Consider the following 23086-nt stretch of genomic DNA (forward strand, 5'->3'; position numbering starts at 1 on the left):
TGGCATTAAACTTAAAACGAATGATAAAAGTAATGAACTAGCTACAAAAAAAGGAAGAAAAATAATAAATAAACAAGTAATTAACGATAAAAATCAAAATGGGGAAGGAGCAAAAGCTCTCCCCCATTTTGTCAACAGCCCCATAAGGAACTTTTTTTTACCATGAAAAGGTAAAAAAATAAAATTCATTCAAAGAAATGTTTAATGATTCGGAAAAACAGGTACATAGACTTTCATAATCCCATATTTAGGTTTTTTCCATAATCATAATTTACCATTTTTCGACTTTATTTTTATTTATATGGCAGAAAATGTATGGTTCTATTAAAATGTACTATATAAGATTAAAGGAGGAGTTTTTCTATGTCACAAATTCGCGTAACACCTTCGGAACTGAAAGATGTAGCTAGGCAATATGATAATGAGAGCCAACAGGTAACGGATATCATTGGTCGTTTAGATAAAATGAGAGATCATTTAACAGGTATTTGGGAAGGTTCTTCGAGTGAGGCTTTCATCGGACAATATGAAGAATTGAAGCCTTCATTCATGGATATGGCACGCTTGTTGAATGAAGTTTCTCAACAATTGAATAAATCAGCTCAAATCCTTGAAGATACAGATAATCAGATTGCCAGTCAAATTCGCGGATAATCATTAGGTCAAAGAGATAAAGAATTTTCTAGGAAAAAGCGCTGCGACTCTTAATGAAGATCGTGGTGCTTTTTTGCTTTTAAAAGAGGTGGTTTCCATATATATTCAACTTACGATCGATTTAAACAGGTATACAGGGGAAGTATTTGACTTGCAAGTCTCGAATTACCGCTCCATCAAGAAGGTTGTGGAAATTGTATGGCAGGTAAAGGATATTGCCACTGCACCTAAAGATGGATATTGGGTGCGGGTCAAGAATAAAGAGTTTGTATGTTCAGGTTATGATACCCTGCTTGATAGCGGAATTACGTCGGGGGACCGCCTTGAGATCCTCTAATGGATTAAGTGTGGGCTCGTTATAGGAATAAAGTCTAAAGCCCTTTTAGCAGGGGTAAAGGAGTACATAGAATGGATGAGAAACCATATCTGGAGAAAAAAACAGAAGCTGCAATGGTGAAGGATGATAATGGGTATCTGTTCGTTTTCCAACGGGCAAAACTATCGATGCAAGACCCACTGGAATTACAGCTTATTCATGAAGCGGATGATGCTCTCCAGAAACATATAGAAGTGACAGAGGACGAGGTGCAGATCAGAGTAAATCCACCAGCCTCTTTTTTTGTTTTTTCCAAAGCTAAAGATAGAAACCTGTTAGGTCGATGGGTATCGTCTTATCAAATCGTGAAGAAAATCAGAAATCATGAATTGACTCGGCTGCAACTAGTCGTCTGTCCAGAAAATATCGTTTTTGATCCAAGCTTGACCCCATATTTCCTACATTATGGTGTAAAAGACAGTTTGCCTCCATATGAGCATAATCATGATGAGCTATTTCAAGAAACGAAGGCAACGATTTCGGCATTCGTGGATGGTCAGTATACTTTCGAAGAGTATCTGCTTTATTATAAAACATTAAAACTATCGAACGAATCAAAAAGTATATTGGCAGCGGGGACTTGGGATGAACTATCCACGGTCGTTCAAAAACGGATAGATGCTTTAGAGAAGGAAGAAAAGGCATTTGTGCATATCCCTGAAAAAAAATGGAGAATCGGCCGCTATACACTTTTGGGTACGATGATCGTTCTAGTGCCACTGATGTTCTTTACGATTTACACACTATTCTTCTCCCAACCTAGGCAGGATGCATATGTAGAAAGCGGTGAAAGCTTCTTAAAACAAAAATACAGTGAAGTCATTGACCGTTTGGAAAACTACGACCCAAAAAATATGCCGTATGTCGTTCAATATGAACTGGCGAAGTCCTATGTCACTTACGAACCGTTGGAGGGAGTCGCTAAGAAAAATGTGGAAAATGCAATCACTTTGCAAACCGATAGCCAGTATCTCCTATATTGGATATATATAGGCAGGGGCATGAATGAGGACGCGATCGATTTGGCGAGAATCATGGAGGATCGCGAATTGATTATGTATGGTTTGGTAAATCAGAAAGAACAGATTAAGTTAGACGATAAACTTTCCGGGGAAGAAAAGGAAACGCAAATTAAAGAAGTCGATACTGAGTTGTCCCAATATAGAAAGGAAAAAGAGGAATTGGATAAGCAAATGGAGGAAAATGGGGAACAGCAAGAACAGAACCAGCCTGCAACAAATTCCAATGCGGAAGATAAAGGTGAAGCGGAAGCAAAGCCTGCTGTAAAAGAAGAAGGTAAGGATTCCTCGAAAAAATCAATTGAAGAAAAAGAGAAAAGCAAAGAGTGAGCATTGGGCCTTTTGCGGAGGTGAGATTTAATGAGTTTATTATGGATTTATTCTAAGGGGACCTACCAGTCCTATACGATCAAGGATAATCATAACGGTCCATTTACGATAGGGCCATCAAAACAGGATACGATCACCGTCTATTCCCTTCCCTTTGAACATGGATCCATTAAGCTGAGAAAGCATGATGGGCTTAATGAATATGAGGTGTTTAGGGAGGGAAAGAAGCTTGGCGATGTAAAACCATTCCAAAGCTTCACCTTTCATGAAGGAGAAGAAACGGTCGAGATTTTTTATACGGCAGGGGAATTGGAAGAAAGCCTCTATTATATTGGCAACCTGAAAGAAATCACTATATCGGCCAAGGAGGGAGCGACCTTCCGTAAAGAAGGACCCGTTCCTGGCAATGGCTTTTCCTTTGTTCTTCATAAAGGGCAGTGGCTTCTCATACCTAAAGAAAAAAGTAGGCTTTTCCTGAATGGTGAAAAGGTAACGAAGGCTGCTCCCATTCAAAATGGTGATCTGATTTGCTGGCCAAATATGGTGCTTAGGTTGATTGAAGGCGACTTATTGATGATTCATAGTGCGGAGAGTTATGAAACAACTTTATCTAAAATGAAGAAGCCAATCTCTGAAATGAAGAAAAGCTATCCACAATATCGCCGGACACCAAGGATGATCTATGAATTGCCAGATGAGAAAGTGACGATATCATTTCCAAGCCAAGAATCGGAAGATAATAATAGAGGGTTATGGTTAATCCTTATGCCGCCGTTAATGATGCTTATTGTCATGGGGGTCATCACGATCGTTCAGCCTCGGGGCATTTTCATCATCATATCGATTGTGATGTTCACAACGACTTTAGTAACCTCGACGGTTCAATACTTTAAAGACAAAAAGAAGCAAAAATTCAGAGATGAGAAACGTCAACGTGTGTATACCAGGTATCTAGACCAGAAGAGGGAAGAACTGCAAGAGCTGTCTGAAAAGCAAAAGAAAGTGCTGTTCTATCATTACCCTTCTTTTGAAAGGATGAAGCATCTAACTGATAGTATTAGCGACCGTATTTGGGAGAGAACATTGGAGAGTGAAGACGCTCTCCACTTTAAGATCGGAACGGCGACCGTACCCTCAAGTTATGAGGTTTCGGCAAATAGTAACGATATGTCCAACCGGGATATAGATGATTTACTTGAGCAGTCGCAGGAACTTGTGGATGTATACAAAAACCTGGATGATCTTCCGTTATCCATCGATTTATCAAGCGGATCGATGGGCCTTGTCGGAAAGGAATCGATTGTTAAACGGGAACTGCAACAATTGATTGGACAGCTGTCCTTTTTTCATAGTTATCATAATGTTCGTTTTGTGGCCATTTTTCCGGAAAAGGATTACCAAGAATGGGAATGGATGAAATGGCTCCCTCATTTTCAACTGCCACATGCCTATGCAAAAGGCTTTATATACAATGAGCAATCACGCGATCAGCTGCTGACTTCGATTTATCAGCTATTGAGGGAAAGAGATATGGATGAGAACAAAGGGAAAGCGAGATTCACTCCCCATTTTGTCTTTATTGTCACGGATCGTAATTTAATTGCAGAGCATGTCATATTGGAATATTTAGAAGGTAAAACAGACGATTTAGGTATCTCGACGATTTTTGCTGCGGATGCAAAAGAGTGTTTGACGGAAAATGTCCATACACTTGTGAAGTATATAAATGATCGCGAAGGTGAGATTCTCATCCGGCAAACGAAGGCTGTTCATACTCCTTTTACACTTGATGCACATACATCAGAAGGAAATGAGCGATATGCACGTACGCTGCGTTCACTAGATCATCAAAAGGGCATGAACAATTCAATACCAGAAACGGTTTCATTTCTGGAATTATTGAAAGCACGTGAAGTGGAAGAGCTTCCTATCAGCCAAAACTGGCGGACCAATCAGTCCTCCAAATCCTTGGCAGTACCGATTGGATTGAAAGGGAAAACGGATAGGGTTGAATTGAACTTGCACGAAAAGGCACATGGCCCCCATGGATTGGTTGCCGGGACGACAGGGTCAGGGAAAAGTGAATTACTGCAAACTTACATCCTATCATTAGCCGTTCATTATCATCCACATGAAGTTGCTTTTTTGCTCATTGATTATAAAGGCGGTGGAATGGCACAGCCATTCAGGCAGATCCCTCATCTGCTGGGAGTCATTACGAATATTGAGGGAAGCAAGAACTTCAGTGCCAGGGCACTAGCCTCCATCAATAGCGAATTGAAGAAGCGCCAGCGCATGTTTGATCGATACGAAGTCAATCATATCAATGATTACACGGATTTATACAAAGAGGGCAAAGCGGATGAACCGTTACCACATTTATTTTTGATATCTGATGAGTTTGCCGAACTTAAAAACGAAGAACCTGATTTCATCCGCGAATTAGTGAGTACGGCAAGAATTGGACGGAGCTTGGGTGTTCATTTAATTCTTGCCACGCAAAAGCCAGGCGGTGTTATTGATAACCAGATTTGGAGCAATGCCCGTTTTAAAATTTCCTTAAAAGTGCAGGATGCCAATGATAGTAAGGAAATTCTTAAAAATAGTGATGCCGCAAATATTACTGTCACCGGTCGGGGATATTTGCAGGTAGGAAATAATGAGGTGTATGAACTGTTTCAGTCAGCTTGGAGCGGTGCACCATATTTAGAGGATACGGTTGGATCTGAGGATGAAGTGGCATTCGTCACAGACCTTGGTCTTGTCCAAATCTCAAATGTATCGGAACAAATCACTAATAAGAGGAAGGAAAAGATAAGTGAAATTGAAGCCGTTGCGGATCATATTGTGAAGACGCAGGAAGAAATGAAGATTAAGAAGTTGGCAAGCCCATGGCTTCAGCCTCTTCAAGACCGTCTATCGAGAAATACTGAAACAAGCCTGATGATGAATCAATTCCATCTTGGAATGAAGGATGAGCCCGAATTGCAGAGCCAGACAAATTATATCTATAACTGGATTGAGGATGGGAATGTTGGGATTTTTGGTTCTTCCGGATACGGCAAGTCAACAACCGTTTTGACCCTTCTCTTTAGTTTTGCAGATCAATTCACTCCTGAAGAACTGCATTATTACATTTTTGATTTCGGGAATAGCGCTTTACTGCCATTGCGCCAGTTGCCTCACACAGGGGATTACTTTCGATTCGATGAGTTAAGGAAAATTGAAAAATTCATGTTGTTCATGAAAGCGGAGATGGAAAGGCGTAAGCAGCTTTTTTCAGAAAGGGAGCTTAGTAACATAAAGCTTTATAACGCATTAGTGGAGGATAAATTGCCGATCATTTTTATCGTGGTCGACAATTTCGATTTAGTGAAGGATGAAATGCAGGACCAGGAAGCACAGCTCATTCAGTTTGCACGTGATGGGCAATCACTTGGAATTTTCATGATTTTAACGGCAACGAGAATCAATGCGATTCGCCAGCCGTTAATGAATAGTCTTAAGACGAAGGTCGTCCATTACCTAATGGACAGTTCGGAACAATATTCTGTTCTGGGGAGGACCCTCTATGAAAATGAACCTGTTCCGGGAAGGGCGCTGGTGAAGAAGGACCAAACCTATCTCACGCAGGTTTATTTACCAGCCGATGGAGCGGATGATATAGCCGTTTTGGAAGAAATGAAACAGGCCGTGGCAGATCATAAGGTTAATTATAAGGAAATGGCCAAACCGCCGGCGATTCCGATGTTACCGGCACGTCTTGATTCCAGCAGCTTCAAGAGTTACTGCTCACAAGCCATTAAGAAGGATTCAATTCCAATCGGGCTTTCAGAGGAGAGCGTTACGCCTGTTTCCGTGGAGTTGAATTCCAATCCATTCTTGCTTGTCGTGGGACAATCACGTAAAGGGAAAACGAATGTCCTTAAAGTGCTCTTGGAATCGTTGCTTACACAGACAATTGGAGAAATTGGTTTGTTTGACGGAGTCGATCGTGGACTATCTTCATATGCTTTCTTTGAGACTGTACGTTATGTGGAAACGAAAGAACAGATATCCGAATGGCTCGATCATATCACCGAAATCTTTGAAGATCGTGAACGACAATATCTAGCGGCATTGGAAATGAAACCGATGAAGCAACTGGAATTCCCATCCATCATATTTGTCATAGATAGCCTTTCAAGGATTCAACAAACGATCGACGGCAGGATTCAGGATAGGATCAGTGGCCTGATGAAACAGTACAGCCATCTAGGATTTAGTCTGATCGTCGCTGGAAATGCTAACGACTTCACCAAGGGATATGATTCGTTGACAACTGAATTGAAACAAGTCAGACAGGCTGTTTTGCTTCTTAAAAAATCAGACCAAAGCTTGTATACGCTCTCCTATTCTAGAAAAGAAGAAGAAATTCAGCCTGGTTACGGATATTTTGTACTAAACGGTCAGGAAAGTAAAATCCAAATTCCTCTAAGTGAATATAGAAGGAGAGTGCAAGAGAGTGTCTGAAAAAATAAAACCGATGCTATTAATCGGTAAAATACTGGTGATCTTAGCGCTGCCCATCCTGTTTTTTTCTTATATTGGCCAAAATCCAATGAAAAAGACAGAAACGGCCTCTCGTGAAATCGCGATTGTCAATGAAGATAATGGCACTGAATTTAACAACAATCCCATATACGTGGGTTCAGAGCTAGTTACTACCTTGGACAAGGATTCTGAATATGAGTGGTTTGTGGTTAACAGAAGTACGGCGGAAAGTGGACTTGAAAATGAAAAGTATGATGCAGTTATATATTTCCCGTCTGATTTTTCAGAGAATATTTATACGTTCGATGATGAGCAGCCTGTTAAGGCGGGAATTAAGTACAAGGTACAAACAAGTTTGAATGCAGAGAATATGGAGAAGGTACAAAAGGAATTAGAAAAGACAAAGAATAAAATGAATAAGCATATTTCAACACAGTATTGGAGTTACGTTTCCCAATCAGTCGAGGACATCCGTAAGAAGTTCGATAATGTCCTTGCTAAAGAAATCGCTTTTCAAAACACAATGTATGAGTTTTATACTCCAAGCTCGGAAAGCCTTGCTGGGGAAATCAAACAACATAGGGACATGCTTGAAGGAGTCTTTGCCCAGACGAAGGATGCTGGGAAAACGGGTAATGAAATAATGGGTGAAATAGGGAACACTAAAGCCCAGATGGCTTCCTTTGTGAAGGATGTAGCCTCTTTTGAGGAATATCAAAAAGCTCAAAGTAACCTTTTTGAGAAAACCTCGGCCCAAAATCAGCAGCTTATCATGGACAGTGTACAATCATATGACAAGGTGTTGAATGAGGGGAACCAATCTGTACCAGAGATTCAGCAAGGGATGAATACGAAATACAGTCTAAATGACCAAGGCATTAATGGGAATGTTGAAGTCATGCAGCAGAAACTTGATTCTAGTAATAATGAATTGGAAGAGTTTTCAACAAGCATGAAAGACAAACAAGTAGAACAAATTACGAAAATCACCCAAGATCAACAAAGCTCGATTGAACAATTCAAACAATCTGAAGAGGCGGGTCTTGAAAACCTTCAGTCTACCTTGCTTATGCAAAGAGGAAATCTTGCAGGCAGCTCTGGTGATGGGGGAATTATTGGTGAAGGAACGACATCTATAGAAGATATTGAAACGGAAACGGGTAAAGGTGAATCGGAGGCTGCTCCTTCAAAGAAGGACCCGATTGATGAACTGTCGCTACAGGGACTGCTGGATCAAATAAATGGCATTAACACGGCACTTGAAAGTTTGGTGCCGGCAGAGGGGAGTGAAGGAACTGCTGAACAAATCAATATTCTTACAGCAGAACTCCAAACTGAAATCAATAATCTTAGCGGAACGGTAAACGGCAGAACGGGAAATTATAATGAAGTGATAACGGAATTTAATACACTGGTAGATTCATATAATGATCTGCTTGCGCAGTTTACGCAATTACAGACTGATTATAATGATCTTGGCACGAATTATAAGGATTTAGGTGATCAGTGGAAAAAGTCACAGGAAGATATTCAAAAATTACAGGATATCCAGAGTATGACAATCGACGAGACCATCACAGAGATCAAGAATCTCGAACAGGCACTCCTTGAAAAAGTGGGGGGAGAAAGGCGGGCAATGTTGGTGAAGGCCTTTGAAAAACCTATCACTAACCGGGATTCAACTACCCTCCTTGCCTATTATGGTTCACTCTCATCTTATGGAGAATTGGCTGAAAGAGTCACGGAAGCAAATGTAGATAAGGTTTTTGCAGCCAATATAAAAGAATTGGAAAACTTGAAAATTGGGGTTTCCGGAAATGTAGATGAAGAAGCAAAACTCGTCAAAGCAAGTTTGGCAGGAGTCAATGAAAACTTTCGGATGTTCTCCGACTCCATTATGGGTTATATGAAGGAATATGATGCAAACGTCGAATCAGGGCAGAAAGCAACTTTAGCTGAATTGGCGGCAATTACCGAACGGGCTCAAGGAGTATCTGCCAATTTATCAGATCATATGGGAGATCCTGAAATAGGGACGGAACCTCCAGTGAACCTTGATGGTGAAATGTTTGTCTCACTTCAAGACAATACGGCAACAACTGTCGGCTTCATTTCCGCCCTTGTCAATTCTGTAGCGGAACGACAAGACACGGTTACGAAGGAAACAGCAGACCTGCAAGCGAAAGTGGGGTCCGTACAGGAAAGGGCCGATCAGCTTAATGATAATTGGTCCCAAAATGTAGACTCAACCGTAAAAGTCAAGACGGACGTATATAGTGTCTTGAACAACACTCTAGTCGATGATCAGCAGAACGGGTATGTGTATGAATATTTGGCGAATCCCGTTCAAATCAGCGGGGAAGTCCTTCATCAGGAAAAGGTCAATATCCCGCCAATTGTCATGTTGGTGATCATACTCATTTCTGGGTTATTGATCGGTTTCTTCCTGCATCATTATGAAACCATGCCAATGATGGTCCATGCGGCCTTGTTTACCTTATTGAATCTGAGCGTAGGTTTAATAATCAGCATATATGGTTTAAAGATTTATCCACTGGGAGATATGCAAGAGATTAAATGGACGGTTTTCACTGTCCTGCTTTTATTCTTCTGTTCAGCGTTTACCCGGCTTGCCTTCTCAATTGGGCCGTTTGTCGGTTCTATCCTTGTGATTGGTTTGATCAGTTTCTTTACCATTCCATTATTGGATTTAATCATGCCTAATTTCAATGTCGGCCACCCGGTTGCAGACGTATACATGTCCATTCAATTTGGTAATCAGTCGGCATTCATTCCGGCTATTATCATTTTGATTGTACTGACGCTTATTGGAACGGTCATTCCATATATAGTGAAGCGTCTTACAGAAAGAAGAGAAATGGCCCATGAAGTGGATTAAATACGTAATGGCAGTCTTATTCTTCATGTTCTTTAGCCATACACCGCATGGCGGGGCAGAAGAGGAACCCATGGTGGAGCCCAATGAATATCAAGAAAATGATATTGATATTCAAACGGAATATTTCCATGAGGAAGGATTGTTGGAACAGAAGCGGAGATTGCCTGAAGAACAAAAGGACCTTACTTTTGAAAGAGGGAAATATGATGTCATGGATTCGGTGAAGGATTCACTGTTTCTTTCTCCGGTAACGAAGAATCAAAATAATACCATCGCTTCAAAATCAGAACAGCTTGGATTATTCTCGGAAGTCAGCATTCGAACGAGAAGTGAAGAAGAAACAGAGCCTTCCCTTAATTTTGACCTGACGATATTGCTCGGCATCGTTTTGGCACTATCTGTTGTTTGTTTGTTTTTTATCCTTATCCCGAAAATGGGGAAACTTAATGGAGAGGTTAAACGAAAATGAAAACAGCCCGAGTCCTGACTAATGTCAGGACTCGGGCTGTTTTTGCTACATATCCGTAATGGTTTTAATAAGCCCTAAAAGAAGGGCGGCTGCGAAGATCAAAATGAAGAATTTTTTATACATGTTCATCAGTACCTCTTATATCTTATGAGTGGATTGCATTCATTTTAGTATAAACAAGAAAGAAATGAAGTTGGTGCATTTTTAATTCCTTAAGATAAATAGATCATGTATCGTAGATTTATTGCCTAATGACCGGAGCATCCTTTCTTTCTGAGTTATTTGACCAGGTCGGGATAAGCGGTTTTTGCTGCGGGTTCAGCAGCTTCCCCGATCCTTGGTCCAGGACGTGATATGATATTTCATCAAGTAAATGGGTGTCATCATTTTTTACGGCATTGATATCTTCCCAGCCTGTACACGATTTAATTTCATCAACAGCATCTTCTGCAAACGTGGCAGTGGGAATGATGGATTTATGGTTCCTCTTGACGATTTCTTCATCGGATACTTTAACCCAGCCTTTTTGGTCATCAAAGATGTTTTTAATGCCAGCAGTGTTAAAGATTTTTTGTTGGAAGGTTTCCCTCCTGGTGTATGGATTTCCGGAGCAGACCTAATTTCAAATTATGTTTGTTCCTTTTCATTTAAAGTTTCCACTTTTTCCTCGACACTTGCAATTTGGATTTGATATCCTTCACTAATTTACCCCCTTCTTCGGTAACGCCCATGACTTTTGCGATCTGCCCGATATCTCCATACACATCATCGTAGTTGGGTGAATGACCTCCGTATCGCTTTTTGCAGCAAAACAAAAAGCCGACCAAGAGGTTTGGCCGGCATCGGGCATCTATGTATCTTTAGTAGAAAAAATTGCGGAAACAGCTTCGGTTTTAAACTGAATTCCCTAATAAGCTGACAAGGCAGCACCTATTAGCAATAGTTTGCCATACCTTATTCATTAAGCAGTATTAATATATTTAGAGAAATTCGTTTATGGATTACTGAATATCTAGTAAACTTACAATGTAAGGTTTAATTGGATCTTAATGTAAGCAGCGTGTTGGCATTGATATAGAAAAGGTATGAAATGGTGATAGGGAAATCTCAGGAGGTAGAGAATGAGTTATAAGCAGGTCAATCAGAAACTTGAAATGGTTCTGGGTAATATCGAAAAGGTGATTGTCGGAAAACGGGATATAGCAGAACTAAGCATCGTGGCACTTCTTTCCGGTGGACATGTCTTATTGGAAGATGTTCCGGGTGTGGGAAAGACAGTCATGGTAAGGGCGCTGGCAAAATCAATTGGTGCAAGCTTTAAGCGTATACAATTCACGCCTGATTTACTGCCTTCTGATGTAACGGGTGTTTCGATCTTTAATCCTAAGGAACAAGAATTCATTTTTAGGCCAGGACCGATAATGGGCCATATTATTTTAGCCGATGAAATTAACCGGACCTCGCCTAAAACGCAGTCTGCCTTGCTTGAAGCCATGGAAGAGGCAAGTGTGACGATTGATGGTATCACAAGAGGATTGGATAAGCCCTTTTTCGTAATGGCGACACAAAATCCCATTGAGTACGAGGGAACATATCCGCTTCCAGAGGCCCAATTGGATAGATTCCTATTAAAAATGAACATTGGCTATCCAGGTGTGGAAGAAGAGATAGAGGTACTTCATAGGGCTCAATATATGGCACCTCTTGAAGAGCTGGAATCCGTCATCACCATAGATGAATTGATATCATTACAGGCAGAGGTAAAAGCGGTGATAGTGGATGATACAATAAAACGTTATATTGTTGAATTGGCGAATCAAACCCGTACGCATGAAGGGGTTTATTTAGGGGTAAGCCCGCGTGGATCGATAGCGTTGATGAAGGCAGCCCAAGCATACGCTTTGATCCAGGGCAGGGACTATGTTCTACCGGATGATGTTCAATATTTAGTTCCATTCGTATTCTCCCACCGGCTTATTTTGAAACCTGAAGCGAATTATGATGGATTCGATGCCGGGATGGTGATACATGAAATTGTCGCGATGACTCAAGTGCCTGTAAAGCGGGTTGTGACTTAATGGGCAAATTCATCAGCATTTCAAGGGGAAATAGGAGTGTGATCGGACTGCTATCACTCATGGCCGTTACCTTTTGCTTTGCAATGTTTCAAGGTGGTTTTGTCAGTTGGTTTATTTTTTATTCGTTTTTGCCATTTTCTACTTACGCTGCGATTCTGCTGTTTTATCCGCTGCATGCCTTTACCGTTGAGAGAAAGAGCAATAAACGGGAATGCCATGCAGGCGATTCTGTTGAAATAGTCTTGACATTTACCCGTGAAAACCTAATGCCCCTATTATTCATGTTGGTAGAGGAGGAATTGCCTCAGAGGATGGAAGATAGCGGATTCCAAAGGAAAATAATGATCTTTCCGGGGTTCAAGCGTACCTTCAGTATGTCATATACATTGGAAAACTTGCCACGCGGAGAACATTCGTTTCAATCGATCCGCTTCAGGATAGGGGATTTTTTCGGGCTCTTTGAAAAGGAGGCGATATATAGCTCACCTTTGAAAATAACTGTTTTCCCTCCATATCATGAGCTTGCCTACAATGATCTTGATCGAGTGTTCAATCAGGGGGCGGTGGGTTCAACAAAGAAAACACAACGGGAACATTCAGTGGTCTCCGGGGTAAGGAAGTATCAGCCAGGGGATCAGTTGTCATGGATTAACTGGAAGGCGACGGCTAGAACGAGTGAAATCATGACGAAGGAATTCGAAGTGCAGAAAAACCGGGATTTATTCATCATGCTTGATAATAAGCCTTCGGGTTTATTAGAAGAATCCATTGTAATGACGGCTTCCATCGCACATGCCATGTTAAAAAAAGGCATGGAGATCGGGTATGCAAGTATGGGATCGAGGGTAATCATACCGACAGGAGCAGGCAATAACCATAGACGAAAGATTTTTTACCGACTTGCTAAAGAAGAACCAAGTGAGGTAAACGCATTGAACGAAAAGATATGGAAGGGGATCCTTCCGGCAAACGCTGCTGTGATATTCATTGTTTCAGACTTAACCTTAGAAAAGGTGGACATGTTGAGTGCTTCCCTTGCTAATAATGGATTGATGTTATGTGTGAAGAAACCGGCAGATCTTACTGATGAGGAAAAAATGTCAAGATCTACAGCAGTCTCGAGGGGGATAAAGGTTAGCTTTTTTGAACATGGCCAACTAAAGTGTGATTTATCAGAGGTGATGGCGGAATGAAAGTCACTACCGAAAAGTTGGAAAGGTTCATGCATGTCCTCCTATATATCTTTGGTCTGTTGTTGATCACTGAGTGGTTAAGGCCTGTCGATAAACTCACCGATACAGGGAATATCATCATTTTTGTACTATTTTTGATTTTTTCCTTACTGCTGCACTATTTCCGCGTGCATTGGTCAATCCGGTTTATTCTCATTAGTGCTTATATAATGATTTCTTTACAGTTCCTTCATTCGAAAACCGCTTTATTTCAATTATCATGGTTGAAAGGATTTCTAGTGGGTTTTTCGGGAAACCTAGGGTATATATACGATGGGAATTGGGAATTGATAACAAATCCATTTCGGACGTTTCTGTTTTTTACCCTTCTTTGGCTTGTATCGTATTTGATCCATTACTGGGTGATGGTGAGGCAAAGCATCTTTTTCTTTTTTATGTTAACGGTGATTTTCATTTCTGTACTAGATACATTCACTCCCTATGTGGGGGATAAGGCAATGATAAGAATCATCAGCATCGGGTTCTTGATGCTCGGTCTGCTGTCCCTGCTGCGTCTAACGATACAGGAGATGATTAGGTTTCCGATGGTTTCCATAAATAAATGGATCTTGATGCTGACCGGAATGATATCGGTAAGTGTCCTTGTTGGTTTCGGTGCCCCAAAACTCTCTCCGCAGTGGCCGGACCCAGTGCCTTATATTACTTCTTATTCTGATAAAGCCCTGAAAGAAGACGGTAGTTCGAAGGGGAAAAGTGTCGGATATGATGAAGACGATTCGGATCTTGGCGGTTCGATAGAGCCAGATAGTTCCACGGTTTTTTATAATAATGCACCTGCAGGACATTATTGGAAAGTGGAGAACAAGGATGTTTATACCGGGAAAGGATGGGTTTCCATACAGGAAAAGGACTTTCACTCTTTTTCCAACGGTCAGGATATGGCATCATTAAATATTTATGACGTTTCTAAAGTGGTTAGAACAGAAGAAATGACAGCAAAACTGTCCATGACGGAATCATATTCCCATATAATTCATCCGCAGTCCGGGTATTTAAAAAAGATTGAGGCCAAAAGCGGAATCGATTTCAAATATTATCAGGGTATGGACAAGGTCATTTCTGAACGGGAAAATGGCGAAAGACTGGTCATGAAAGAGTATGAGCTGGTCTATGATATGCCGAGTTTTGATATAGCTGAGTTAAGGAAAACCACAGAACCTGACGAATCGATGGATTTGTTAATGGAAAAAAACACACAGCTTCCAGATGGATTGCCAAACCGGATCTACGAATTGGGATCCCGACTTACAAAAAATGAATCGAATTGGTACGATAAAGCAAAAGCAATAGAGGATTATTTTGACGGACCTGAATTCATTTATTCAAAGGACGATATTCCGTATCCGGAGACAAATCAAGATTATGTAGATCAATTTTTATTCGAGACGCAGATAGGTTATTGTGATAATTATTCAAGTGCAATGGTCGTTTTACTTCGTGCCGCCAATATACCTGCCAGGTGGGTAAAGGGCTATACGGAAGGGGAAAAATCAATCCATGATGGTGAATCCGTTTATAAGGTGACCAATAATAATGCACATTCCTGGGCCGAGGTTTATTTTTCAGGGATAGGCTGGGTCCCCTTCGAGCCGACAAAGGGTTTCGATGGGGAAGTTGAGTTTTACGATTCGAAATTGAAACAGGAAGAGATCAAGAACTCTGGCCCAACTAAGGAAGGACAAACAAAGAAAGAGACCAGGGAACGCCAGAATACACCCGATAGGGAAACTCAATCATCAGGCAAAATGGGTATTGGGGGCATGGAAGGGCTCTTAAAATGGACTGCCATCACACTGTTAAGTGTAATGATTCTTGCTTCAATAGGTTATTTTTCCAGAAGGAAGTGGATTCCATATCTGCAGATTCTTCATTATAGAAACAAATCAGGTGCTCGTTTTACGAAAGCATATTTAATATTACTGAAACAATTAAAGCGAGCAGGTTTAGTTCGTCCGGAGGGGCAAACTTTAAGGGAGTATGCCGCCTATGTGGATGTAGTGTACGATACAGATGAGATGAGTGAATTGACGGCTGCATACGAGTTAATGATATATCGTGGAGACGTGGAAGATCGCGAATGGAAACACTTTCAAAAGGGTTGGGAAAGCTTAATGAGAAAAACTAGCTCTTGACCAGGTTTTTATTATATTGATACAATAACAAAAACTAACTTAAACTAATATATCCTTCATATATCCTCGATAATATGGATCGAAAGTTTCTACCGAATCACCGTAAATGATTTGACTATGAAGGCGGATTTTAACAGGAAAGCTGAAAATCTGCCTTCGTCTATACTTTTTGTGTATTTTTGAGGGTGGATTTTTAGTTTTTCTTTTTTTATGATAATATTTTTTATAAGAAAGTATCACTCGATTTTATGAGTGAATTACATTAATAGAGGTGACGTTTGTGCCGGGGAAAACAGAATTGCAAAAGAACCAGGAAATGATCGTAGTACTTGATTTCGGAAGCCAATATAACCAATTGATCACTCGTCGTATCCGTGAATTTGGTGTGTACAGTGAGCTTCATCCTCATACAATTACTGTAGAGGAAATCGAGAAAATGAACCCAACGGGAATAATATTCTCAGGGGGCCCGAATAGTGTTTATGATGCAACTGCATTTGGTTGTGATGAACGCATATTCGAAATGGGCCTACCGATTTTCGGTATTTGTTATGGCATGCAGCTTATGACTAAACATTTTGGCGGAAAAGTGGAACCAGCGAAAAACCGTGAATACGGAAAAGCGGCACTTGCTATCCAAAATGAGTCCAAGTTATTCAGTGATCTGCCGAAAGAACAAATCGTCTGGATGAGCCATGGTGATTTAGTGGTGGAAACGCCTGAAGGTTTCAAGATTGATGGAACGAACCCATCTTGCCCAATTTCGGCCATGAGTGACGAGTCACGTAAATTGTATGCCGTACAATTCCATCCGGAAGTCCGTCATTCAGTTTATGGAAATGACATTTTGAAAAATTTCGTATTCGGCGTTTGTGGTTGCAAAGGTGACTGGTCAATGGAGAACTTCATTGAAGTCGAGATGGAGAAAATCCGTCAAACTGTCGGAAATAAAAAAGTGTTATGCGCATTGAGTGGCGGAGTGGATTCATCCGTTGTTGCTGTTTTGATTCATAAAGCGATTGGCGATCAGTTAACATGTATTTTCGTTGATCATGGATTACTACGTAAAGGAGAAGCCGAAGGTGTAATGGAAACATTCAGTGAGGGCTTCAATATGAACGTAATCAAGGTCGATGCATCAGAACGTTTCCTATCGAAACTTGCTGGCGTTTCAGATCCGGAACAAAAACGGAAAATCATCGGCAACGAATTCATCTACGTATTCGATGACGAAGCAACGAAGCTCGAAGGCATTGATTTCCTTGCTCAGGGAACACTTTACACAGACATTATTGAAAGTGGTACGGCTACTGCACAAACAATTAAATCGCATCACAACGTTGGCGGTTTGCCGGAAGATATGCAATTTAAATTGATCGAGCCATTGAACACTTTATTCAAGGATGAAGTGCGTGCACTTGGAAGTGAAATGGGCATTCCAGATGAAATCGTTTGGCGTCAACCATTCCCAGGTCCTGGTTTAGGCATTCGTGTATTAGGCGAAATTTCAGATGAAAAACTTGAAATCGTTCGTGAGTCTGACCATATCTTACGTGAAGAAATTAAAAAGAATGGTTTGGAACGTGAAATTTGGCAGTACTTTACAGTGCTTCCTAACATCCGTAGTGTAGGGGTAATGGGCGACGCCCGTACGTACGATTACACAATCGGGATCCGAGCGGTTACATCCATTGACGGAATGACTTCCGATTGGGCGAGAATCCCATGGGATGTACTTGAAATCATCTCGACGAGAATCGTTAATGAAGTAAACCATGTAAATCGCGTCGTGTACGACATTACGTCTAAGCCACCTGCAACTATCGAGTGGGAATAGAAGATTGATCATCCAATCAGTGAAGGAATTTTCCTTCACTGATTTTTTTTTGGTTAAAATAATATTTGAATATGTAGATTAATTACATTTCCCGTATGTTGGCGAATATATAGCCATAATAAGTAAGGGATATATAGCGAAAAGCGAACATTGCCTAAAATTACATAAAAGATATTCGTTTGGTATATTGACGATTATTTTAGTGATTGGTACACTATACCTATAATAATAAAAAAACATAATTGTCGTATAATATTGGGGATATGGCCCAAAAGTTTCTACCAAGCTGCCGTGAACGGCTTGACTACGATGTGTATGGATTGGCGAGTTATGGATAAACCGCCACTTCTTTACATGACCGCAGTCAAGCCCCGTTCAAAAGTGAATGGGGCATTTTCTGTTGGCTTATGATTTTATGATAGGGGAGACTCATAATGAAAAACTATTTTCGGTTTAATGAGCTGGGAACTAATTATCGCCGTGAAATACTTGGCGGACTAACTACGTTCCTTTCAATGGCATATATCCTGGTTGTTAACCCTGTGATGCTGACTTTACAAAGCATTGAGGACTATCCGGATGAATTGAGAATGGACTACGGAGCGGTTTTTGCCGCTACCGCCTTAGCTGCCGCAATTGGCTCGATATTGATGGGAATTATAGCCAGGTATCCAATCTCGCTTGCCCCGGGCATGGGATTGAATGCTTTCTTCGCTTTTACCGTTGTACTTGGTTTTGGGATTCCTTGGCAGACAGCTTTAACGGGGGTATTGATTTCAGGTATAATCTTCGTTTTGCTTTCCCTATCGGGAATACGTGAGAAAATCATTAATGCAATTCCGGTCGAATTGAAATACGCTGTCGGAGCCGGTATCGGTTTATTCATTACCTTTGTAGGGTTTCAGAATGCTGGAATCATCACGAATGATGACAGTGTACTTGTCGGACTGGGCGACTTGACATCAGGAAATACTTTATTGGCTGTGTTCGGAATTGTCGTAACCGTCATTTTGATGACGAAAGGCGTCAAAAGCGGCGTGTTCATAGGAATGGTCATTACGGCCATTGCAGGAATGATCTTTGGACAAGTTCCGGTGCCGGAGAAAATAATCGGTGCCGTTCCTAGCATAGCGCCAACATTCGGGGTTGCGTTCGATGCCCTCGGAAATCCCGGTGATCTCTTCACTGGTCAAATGTTAATCGTGATATTGACTTTCTTGTTCGTAGCTTTCTTTGATACAGCCGGTACGTTAGTGGCTGTTGCGCAACAAGCTGGACTGATGAAGGATAATGTACTTCCTAGAGTGGGAAAAGGATTACTAGCTGATTCATTATCCATCGTTTCAGGTGCAATTCTTGGTACATCCACCACTACATCATATGTAGAGTCTACATCAGGTGTTGCTGCTGGTGCTCGAAGTGGATTTGCTGCTGTAGTAACAGGTTTACTGTTTGTCCTATCCCTTTTCTTCTTCCCGCTTCTTTCAGTGGTGACATCTGCGGTGACTGCGCCGGCATTGGTTATAGTCGGAGTATTAATGGCATCTTCACTTAAAAACATTGACTGGCAGAAGTTTGAAATTGCGGTTCCAGCCTTCTTTACCGTTATCATGATGCCTATGACATATTCAATTGCGACAGGGATAGCTTGTGGATTCATCTTCTATCCGATCACTATGTCGATGAAAGGAAGGGCTAAAGAAGTTCACCCAATCATGTGGGGACTTGGAGTCGTCTTCCTTCTATATTTCATTTTCTTGAAGTAATAATGCGAGTAAGTTAGAAGAGCCCTGATTTTGGGGCTCTTCTTTCATGTTGTAAGAGAAAGGTCTTATCGTGTATAGTAAAAGGACTAAGTACTAAGTACTTTATCCTGTATGGGGCATTGGGATGACTTTGGGAAAAAATGAGGGAGAAAAATGAATGGTTTTATCGTTGAAAAGGTTTTGAACAATAATGTGGTGATTGCCACGCATCCGTCGTATGGTGAAGTAGTTTCTATTGGAAAGGGCTTAGGCTTTAACCGAAAGAAAGGCGAAGAATTAAGTCCGGAACTTGCGGAAAAAACATTCGTTCTAAAAAATGTTAAGGAACAGGAAAGTTATAAAAAACTTTTACCGCAGATCGATCAAAGTCTTCAAGCTGCCATCATAGAATCCATTCATCTCATTAACGATCGAGTAACTGGAAAACTCAATGAACATATACATGTCGGTTTAACTGATCATTTACTGTTCGCCCTTCAGCGTGTTTCACAAGGAATGACTATCAAAAATCCATTCTTGAAAGAAACGATAACCCTTTATCCGTTTGAACATGATATTGCTGTTGATGTAATCGACTTAATTCAGGATAAGACAGGCATAGGCCTTCCCCAAGGGGAAATCGGTTTTATTACGCTTCATATTCATAGTGCAATAGCAAATAAAGACTTATCGGAAGTCAATCAACACTCACAATTAATCTACCATCTTATCCAAGTCGTTGAGGAACAGCTCAACGTACAAATTAATAAGGAAAGCATTGACTATACACGTTTGGTCCGTCATTTAAGATTCATGATAGACAGGGTGTTGGCTGGGGAAAAAGTAGATGAACCTGAAAAAATTGCATTGCTATTGAAAGAAGAATATCCCTTGTGTTACAATATCTCATGGAAGCTAATAAAAATTATGCAACAGAAATTAGGCGAACCGGTTTGTGATGCGGAAGCTGTCTATCTAACGATGCATATCCAACGATTACAAAAGAAAATAAAATAAAAATACATTAACTTACGTGTTACTGATTCGATCAGGCATAAGTGAGGAGAATGATTGTTATGAAAGAGGGTATTATATACCTGAATTTTCATTTCAATCCTATCTTTGCTTATGCCTTTTTTGTATTAGAACTCTGTTGCGTGGGAAGATGAATTCCATCATTAAATGTAACCGTTTTATTAGCATGGAAAAACAGTAAAGAGGAGGAAAACCTATGTTTAAGAAGTTGTTTGGTGTTTTGCAAAAAATCGGAAAAGCCTTGATGCTTCCAGTAGCCATTTTACCAGCGGCCGGAATATTGCTTGCGTTTGGTAATGCATTGCAAAACGAGACTTTATTGGATATCGCCCCGTTTCTTGCGAGTGGCGGAGTTGAAATGATCGCATCGGTCATGGAGAATGCCGGAAATATTATTTTTGGGAATCTTCCCTTGTTGTTTGCTGTGGGGGTCGCGATTGGGCTAGCTGGTGGAGAGGGTGTTGCCGGGCTGGCGGCGATTATCGGGTTCTTGATTATGAATGTGACGATGGGAACTGTCCTTGGAATTGACGCTGCCGACATTGAGAATAATGGTGCGGTGTACAGCAATGTTCTGGGTATCCCGACGTTGGGAACTGGCGTGTTCGGCGGTATTATTGTCGGTGTCATGGCTGCTGTTATGTATAATAAATTTTATGAAATTGAACTGCCTTCATATTTAGGATTTTTTGCAGGTAAACGTTTTGTACCCATTGTAACAGCTGCAAGCGCAGTTATTCTTGGGTTGTTGATGATTTTGATTTGGCCAACGATTCAATCGGGATTAAATGCATTTTCCGAAAATATGTTAGGTGCTAACCTGACACTGGGAGCTTTCGTGTTCGGGGTTGTGGAACGTGCGTTAATTCCGTTTGGGTTGCATCATATCTTCTATTCGCCATTCTGGTTTGAATTTGGCAGCTATATCCCTCAAGGCGGGGGAACGCCAGTCAGAGGTGACCAGGCCATCTTCATGGCGCAAATTAAAGATGGCGTACAGAATTTAACGGCAGGTACTTTCATGACTGGTAAGTATCCATTCATGATGTTCGGGTTGCCGGCTGCAGCTTTGGCCATTTATCATGAAGCAAGACCGGAACGAAAGAAAATAGTCGGAGGCTTGATGGCTTCGGCGGCACTTACATCTTTCTTGACTGGGATTACTGAGCCACTTGAATTTGCTTTCTTATTTGTTGCACCTGTACTTTTCGGAATCCACTGTCTGTTTGCAGGTCTATCTTTCATGACCATGCATTTACTGAATGTGAAAATCGGGATGACGTTCTCGGGTGGTTTGATCGATTACGTACTGTTTGGTTTAATTAATCCTCAAACCAATGCTTGGATTGTTATCCCGGTTGGCTTAGTCTTTGCACTTATCTATTACTTTGGATTCAGATTTGCAATAAGGAAGTTTAACCTTAAAACTCCTGGTCGTGAAGTGGAAGAGGACGATGAAACTGGGGGATCTGCAAGTACAGCCGGAAGTCTACCTGGGGATATCTTGGATGCTATGGGTGGGAAAGAAAATATTTCTCACTTAGATGCTTGCATTACCCGTCTTCGTGTATCGGTGAATGACATCGGTAACGTTGATAAAAATAGGTTGAAGAAACTTGGAGCCGCTGGAGTGCTGGAAGTTGGCAATAACATCCAAGCGATCTTCGGACCTCGTTCAGAAACGATCAAAGGGCAAATGAAGGATATTATCGATGGAAAAAGGCCTCGTAAAGTAGAAGCGTCTCCTGAAGAGGGCGTGGAAAAACAAATCGAGGATATCGTCCCGAAACCTTTACGGACGGAAGAAGTTTCCGAGCGCTTTATTTCACCTATTAAAGGCGAATTAAAACCGATTACGGAAGTGCCTGATGCAGTCTTTGCTGAAAAAATGATGGGTGATGGGTTTGCCATTTTGCCGGAGGAAGGATTGGTTGTTTCTCCTGTTGATGGTACGATCGTTAACCTATTCCCGACTATGCACGCAATAGGTATCGTTTCCGATGCTGGACGTGAAATCTTAATACATGTCGGGATCGATACAGTTAAGTTGGAAGGCAAAGGCTTCGAAGCACTTGTCGCTCAAGGAGACAAAGTGACAAGCGGACAGCCGTTGCTTAAAGTTGATTTAGAATATGTCAAAAACAATGCAGTTTCTATAATTACGCCAATCGTCTTTACCAACCTTTCGGAGGGTGAAAGTGTGAAGATTGAAAAGGCGGGGAATGTAGACAGGGAAGAAGCGGATGTAATTTCTATCGGCAAATAAACATTCAAGAACAGGAGGGTGGCTATAATTAGCTGCCCTTCTGTTTTTGTTTATTCATTAGCAGGGCTGGGCATTTGGGATATTAAAATCTTTATGCTTCAAAATAAAATGAAACAGTGTTTATATAGAAGGAGGTGGTAGTTCTTGAAAAAACAAAGAATTTTTAAAGATTTAATTGACTTGTCTACATGCAGGTGCTAATATATTAAATACACCGCTTGAGACAGTGAAGGCAAGCAAGAGAAAATAAAACTTGTTGTTGACATGGAGTTCGAAAGGTGTTACACTAATTAAGTCGCTGAATAAGCGATGGAAAATATTGCTCTTTGAAAACTGAACAAAACAAAGCGCCAACGTTAAATTTTAAGTGAGCACACACTATTAAAAAAGCAAAATGAGCAAGTCAAACATTTCTTCGGAGAGTTTGATCCTGGCTCAGGACGAACGCTGGCGGCGTGCC

General features: G+C 41.0%; 13 protein-coding genes, 1 pseudogene and 2 riboswitches. Of the genes and pseudogenes, 13 read left to right on the top strand and 1 reads right to left on the bottom strand.

Features of this window, described 5'->3' with window-relative positions; all coding sequences use genetic code 11:
* Positions 1 to 363 precede the first annotated feature (363 nt).
* The 6 genes from ACFX4L_RS22370 to essA all read left to right on the top strand — a co-directional run bounded on the left by ACFX4L_RS22370 (position 364) and on the right by essA (position 10280).
* The gene (locus ACFX4L_RS22370; RefSeq protein ID WP_089364189.1) at positions 364 to 654 is read left to right on the top strand and encodes a WXG100 family type VII secretion target; all 291 of its coding nucleotides are present in this window, start codon (positions 364 to 366) and stop codon (positions 652 to 654) included.
* 97 nt (positions 655 to 751) lie between these two features.
* Positions 752 to 991, top strand: a complete 240-nt coding sequence (yukD, locus tag ACFX4L_RS22375) for an ESX secretion system protein YukD (RefSeq protein ID WP_061465940.1) — start codon at positions 752 to 754, stop codon at positions 989 to 991.
* Positions 992 to 1062: 71 nt separating this feature from the next.
* Positions 1063 to 2379 (top strand): type VII secretion protein EssB, encoded by a 1317-nt coding sequence (gene essB, locus ACFX4L_RS22380; protein WP_377386637.1) that lies wholly within the window; start codon positions 1063 to 1065, stop codon positions 2377 to 2379.
* A gap of 30 nt (positions 2380 to 2409) precedes the next feature.
* The gene (gene essC, locus ACFX4L_RS22385; RefSeq protein WP_377406246.1) at positions 2410 to 6891 is read left to right on the top strand and encodes a type VII secretion protein EssC; all 4482 of its coding nucleotides are present in this window, start codon (positions 2410 to 2412) and stop codon (positions 6889 to 6891) included.
* Complete coding sequence (gene esaA, locus ACFX4L_RS22390; RefSeq protein ID WP_377386631.1) at positions 6884 to 9811, top strand: type VII secretion protein EsaA; 2928 nt, start codon at positions 6884 to 6886, stop codon at positions 9809 to 9811. Before essC ends, esaA begins: the two co-directional genes overlap by 8 nt.
* Positions 9798 to 10280, top strand: coding sequence for a type VII secretion protein EssA (essA, locus tag ACFX4L_RS22395; RefSeq protein WP_289319123.1), 483 nt, complete (start codon positions 9798 to 9800; stop codon positions 10278 to 10280). Before esaA ends, essA begins: the two co-directional genes overlap by 14 nt.
* A gap of 241 nt (positions 10281 to 10521) precedes the next feature.
* On the opposite strand, the pseudogene ACFX4L_RS22400 reads toward essA, so the two are convergent.
* Positions 10522 to 10866: pseudogene (locus ACFX4L_RS22400) on the bottom strand (ABC transporter substrate-binding protein); the annotation flags it as partial.
* A 535-nt stretch (positions 10867 to 11401) separates the two neighbouring features.
* Between ACFX4L_RS22400 and ACFX4L_RS22405 the strand changes: the two are divergent.
* From ACFX4L_RS22405 to ptsG, 7 genes are all read left to right on the top strand, one after another.
* A complete protein-coding gene (locus tag ACFX4L_RS22405) occupies positions 11402 to 12358 on the top strand; it encodes an AAA family ATPase (protein ID WP_377386625.1) in 957 nt (318 codons plus the stop codon).
* The gene (locus tag ACFX4L_RS22410) at positions 12358 to 13551 is read left to right on the top strand and encodes a DUF58 domain-containing protein (protein WP_377386622.1); all 1194 of its coding nucleotides are present in this window, start codon (positions 12358 to 12360) and stop codon (positions 13549 to 13551) included. The genes ACFX4L_RS22405 and ACFX4L_RS22410 overlap by 1 nt, the downstream gene beginning before the upstream one ends.
* Positions 13548 to 15743, top strand: coding sequence for a DUF4129 domain-containing transglutaminase family protein (locus ACFX4L_RS22415; protein ID WP_377386619.1), 2196 nt, complete (start codon positions 13548 to 13550; stop codon positions 15741 to 15743). Before ACFX4L_RS22410 ends, ACFX4L_RS22415 begins: the two co-directional genes overlap by 4 nt.
* A 36-nt stretch (positions 15744 to 15779) precedes the next feature.
* Positions 15780 to 15881: riboswitch (purine riboswitch) on the top strand.
* A gap of 142 nt (positions 15882 to 16023) precedes the next feature.
* Positions 16024 to 17580 (top strand): glutamine-hydrolyzing GMP synthase, encoded by a 1557-nt coding sequence (guaA, locus tag ACFX4L_RS22420; protein ID WP_061461258.1) that lies wholly within the window; start codon positions 16024 to 16026, stop codon positions 17578 to 17580.
* A 225-nt stretch (positions 17581 to 17805) separates the two neighbouring features.
* A riboswitch (purine riboswitch) is annotated at positions 17806 to 17907 on the top strand.
* A gap of 107 nt (positions 17908 to 18014) precedes the next feature.
* Positions 18015 to 19346 (top strand): NCS2 family permease, encoded by a 1332-nt coding sequence (locus ACFX4L_RS22425; protein ID WP_284468952.1) that lies wholly within the window; start codon positions 18015 to 18017, stop codon positions 19344 to 19346.
* 153 nt (positions 19347 to 19499) lie between these two features.
* Complete coding sequence (glcT, locus tag ACFX4L_RS22430) at positions 19500 to 20342, top strand: glucose PTS transporter transcription antiterminator GlcT (protein ID WP_089364199.1); 843 nt, start codon at positions 19500 to 19502, stop codon at positions 20340 to 20342.
* Positions 20343 to 20556: 214 nt separating this feature from the next.
* Complete coding sequence (ptsG, locus tag ACFX4L_RS22435) at positions 20557 to 22626, top strand: glucose-specific PTS transporter subunit IIBC (RefSeq protein WP_377386614.1); 2070 nt, start codon at positions 20557 to 20559, stop codon at positions 22624 to 22626.
* Positions 22627 to 23086 lie beyond the last annotated feature (460 nt).

The organism is Peribacillus sp. YIM B13482, assembly GCF_042787975.1.
In the GTDB taxonomy this organism is placed as follows: Bacteria; Bacillota; Bacilli; order Bacillales; family DSM-1321; genus Peribacillus; species Peribacillus simplex_A.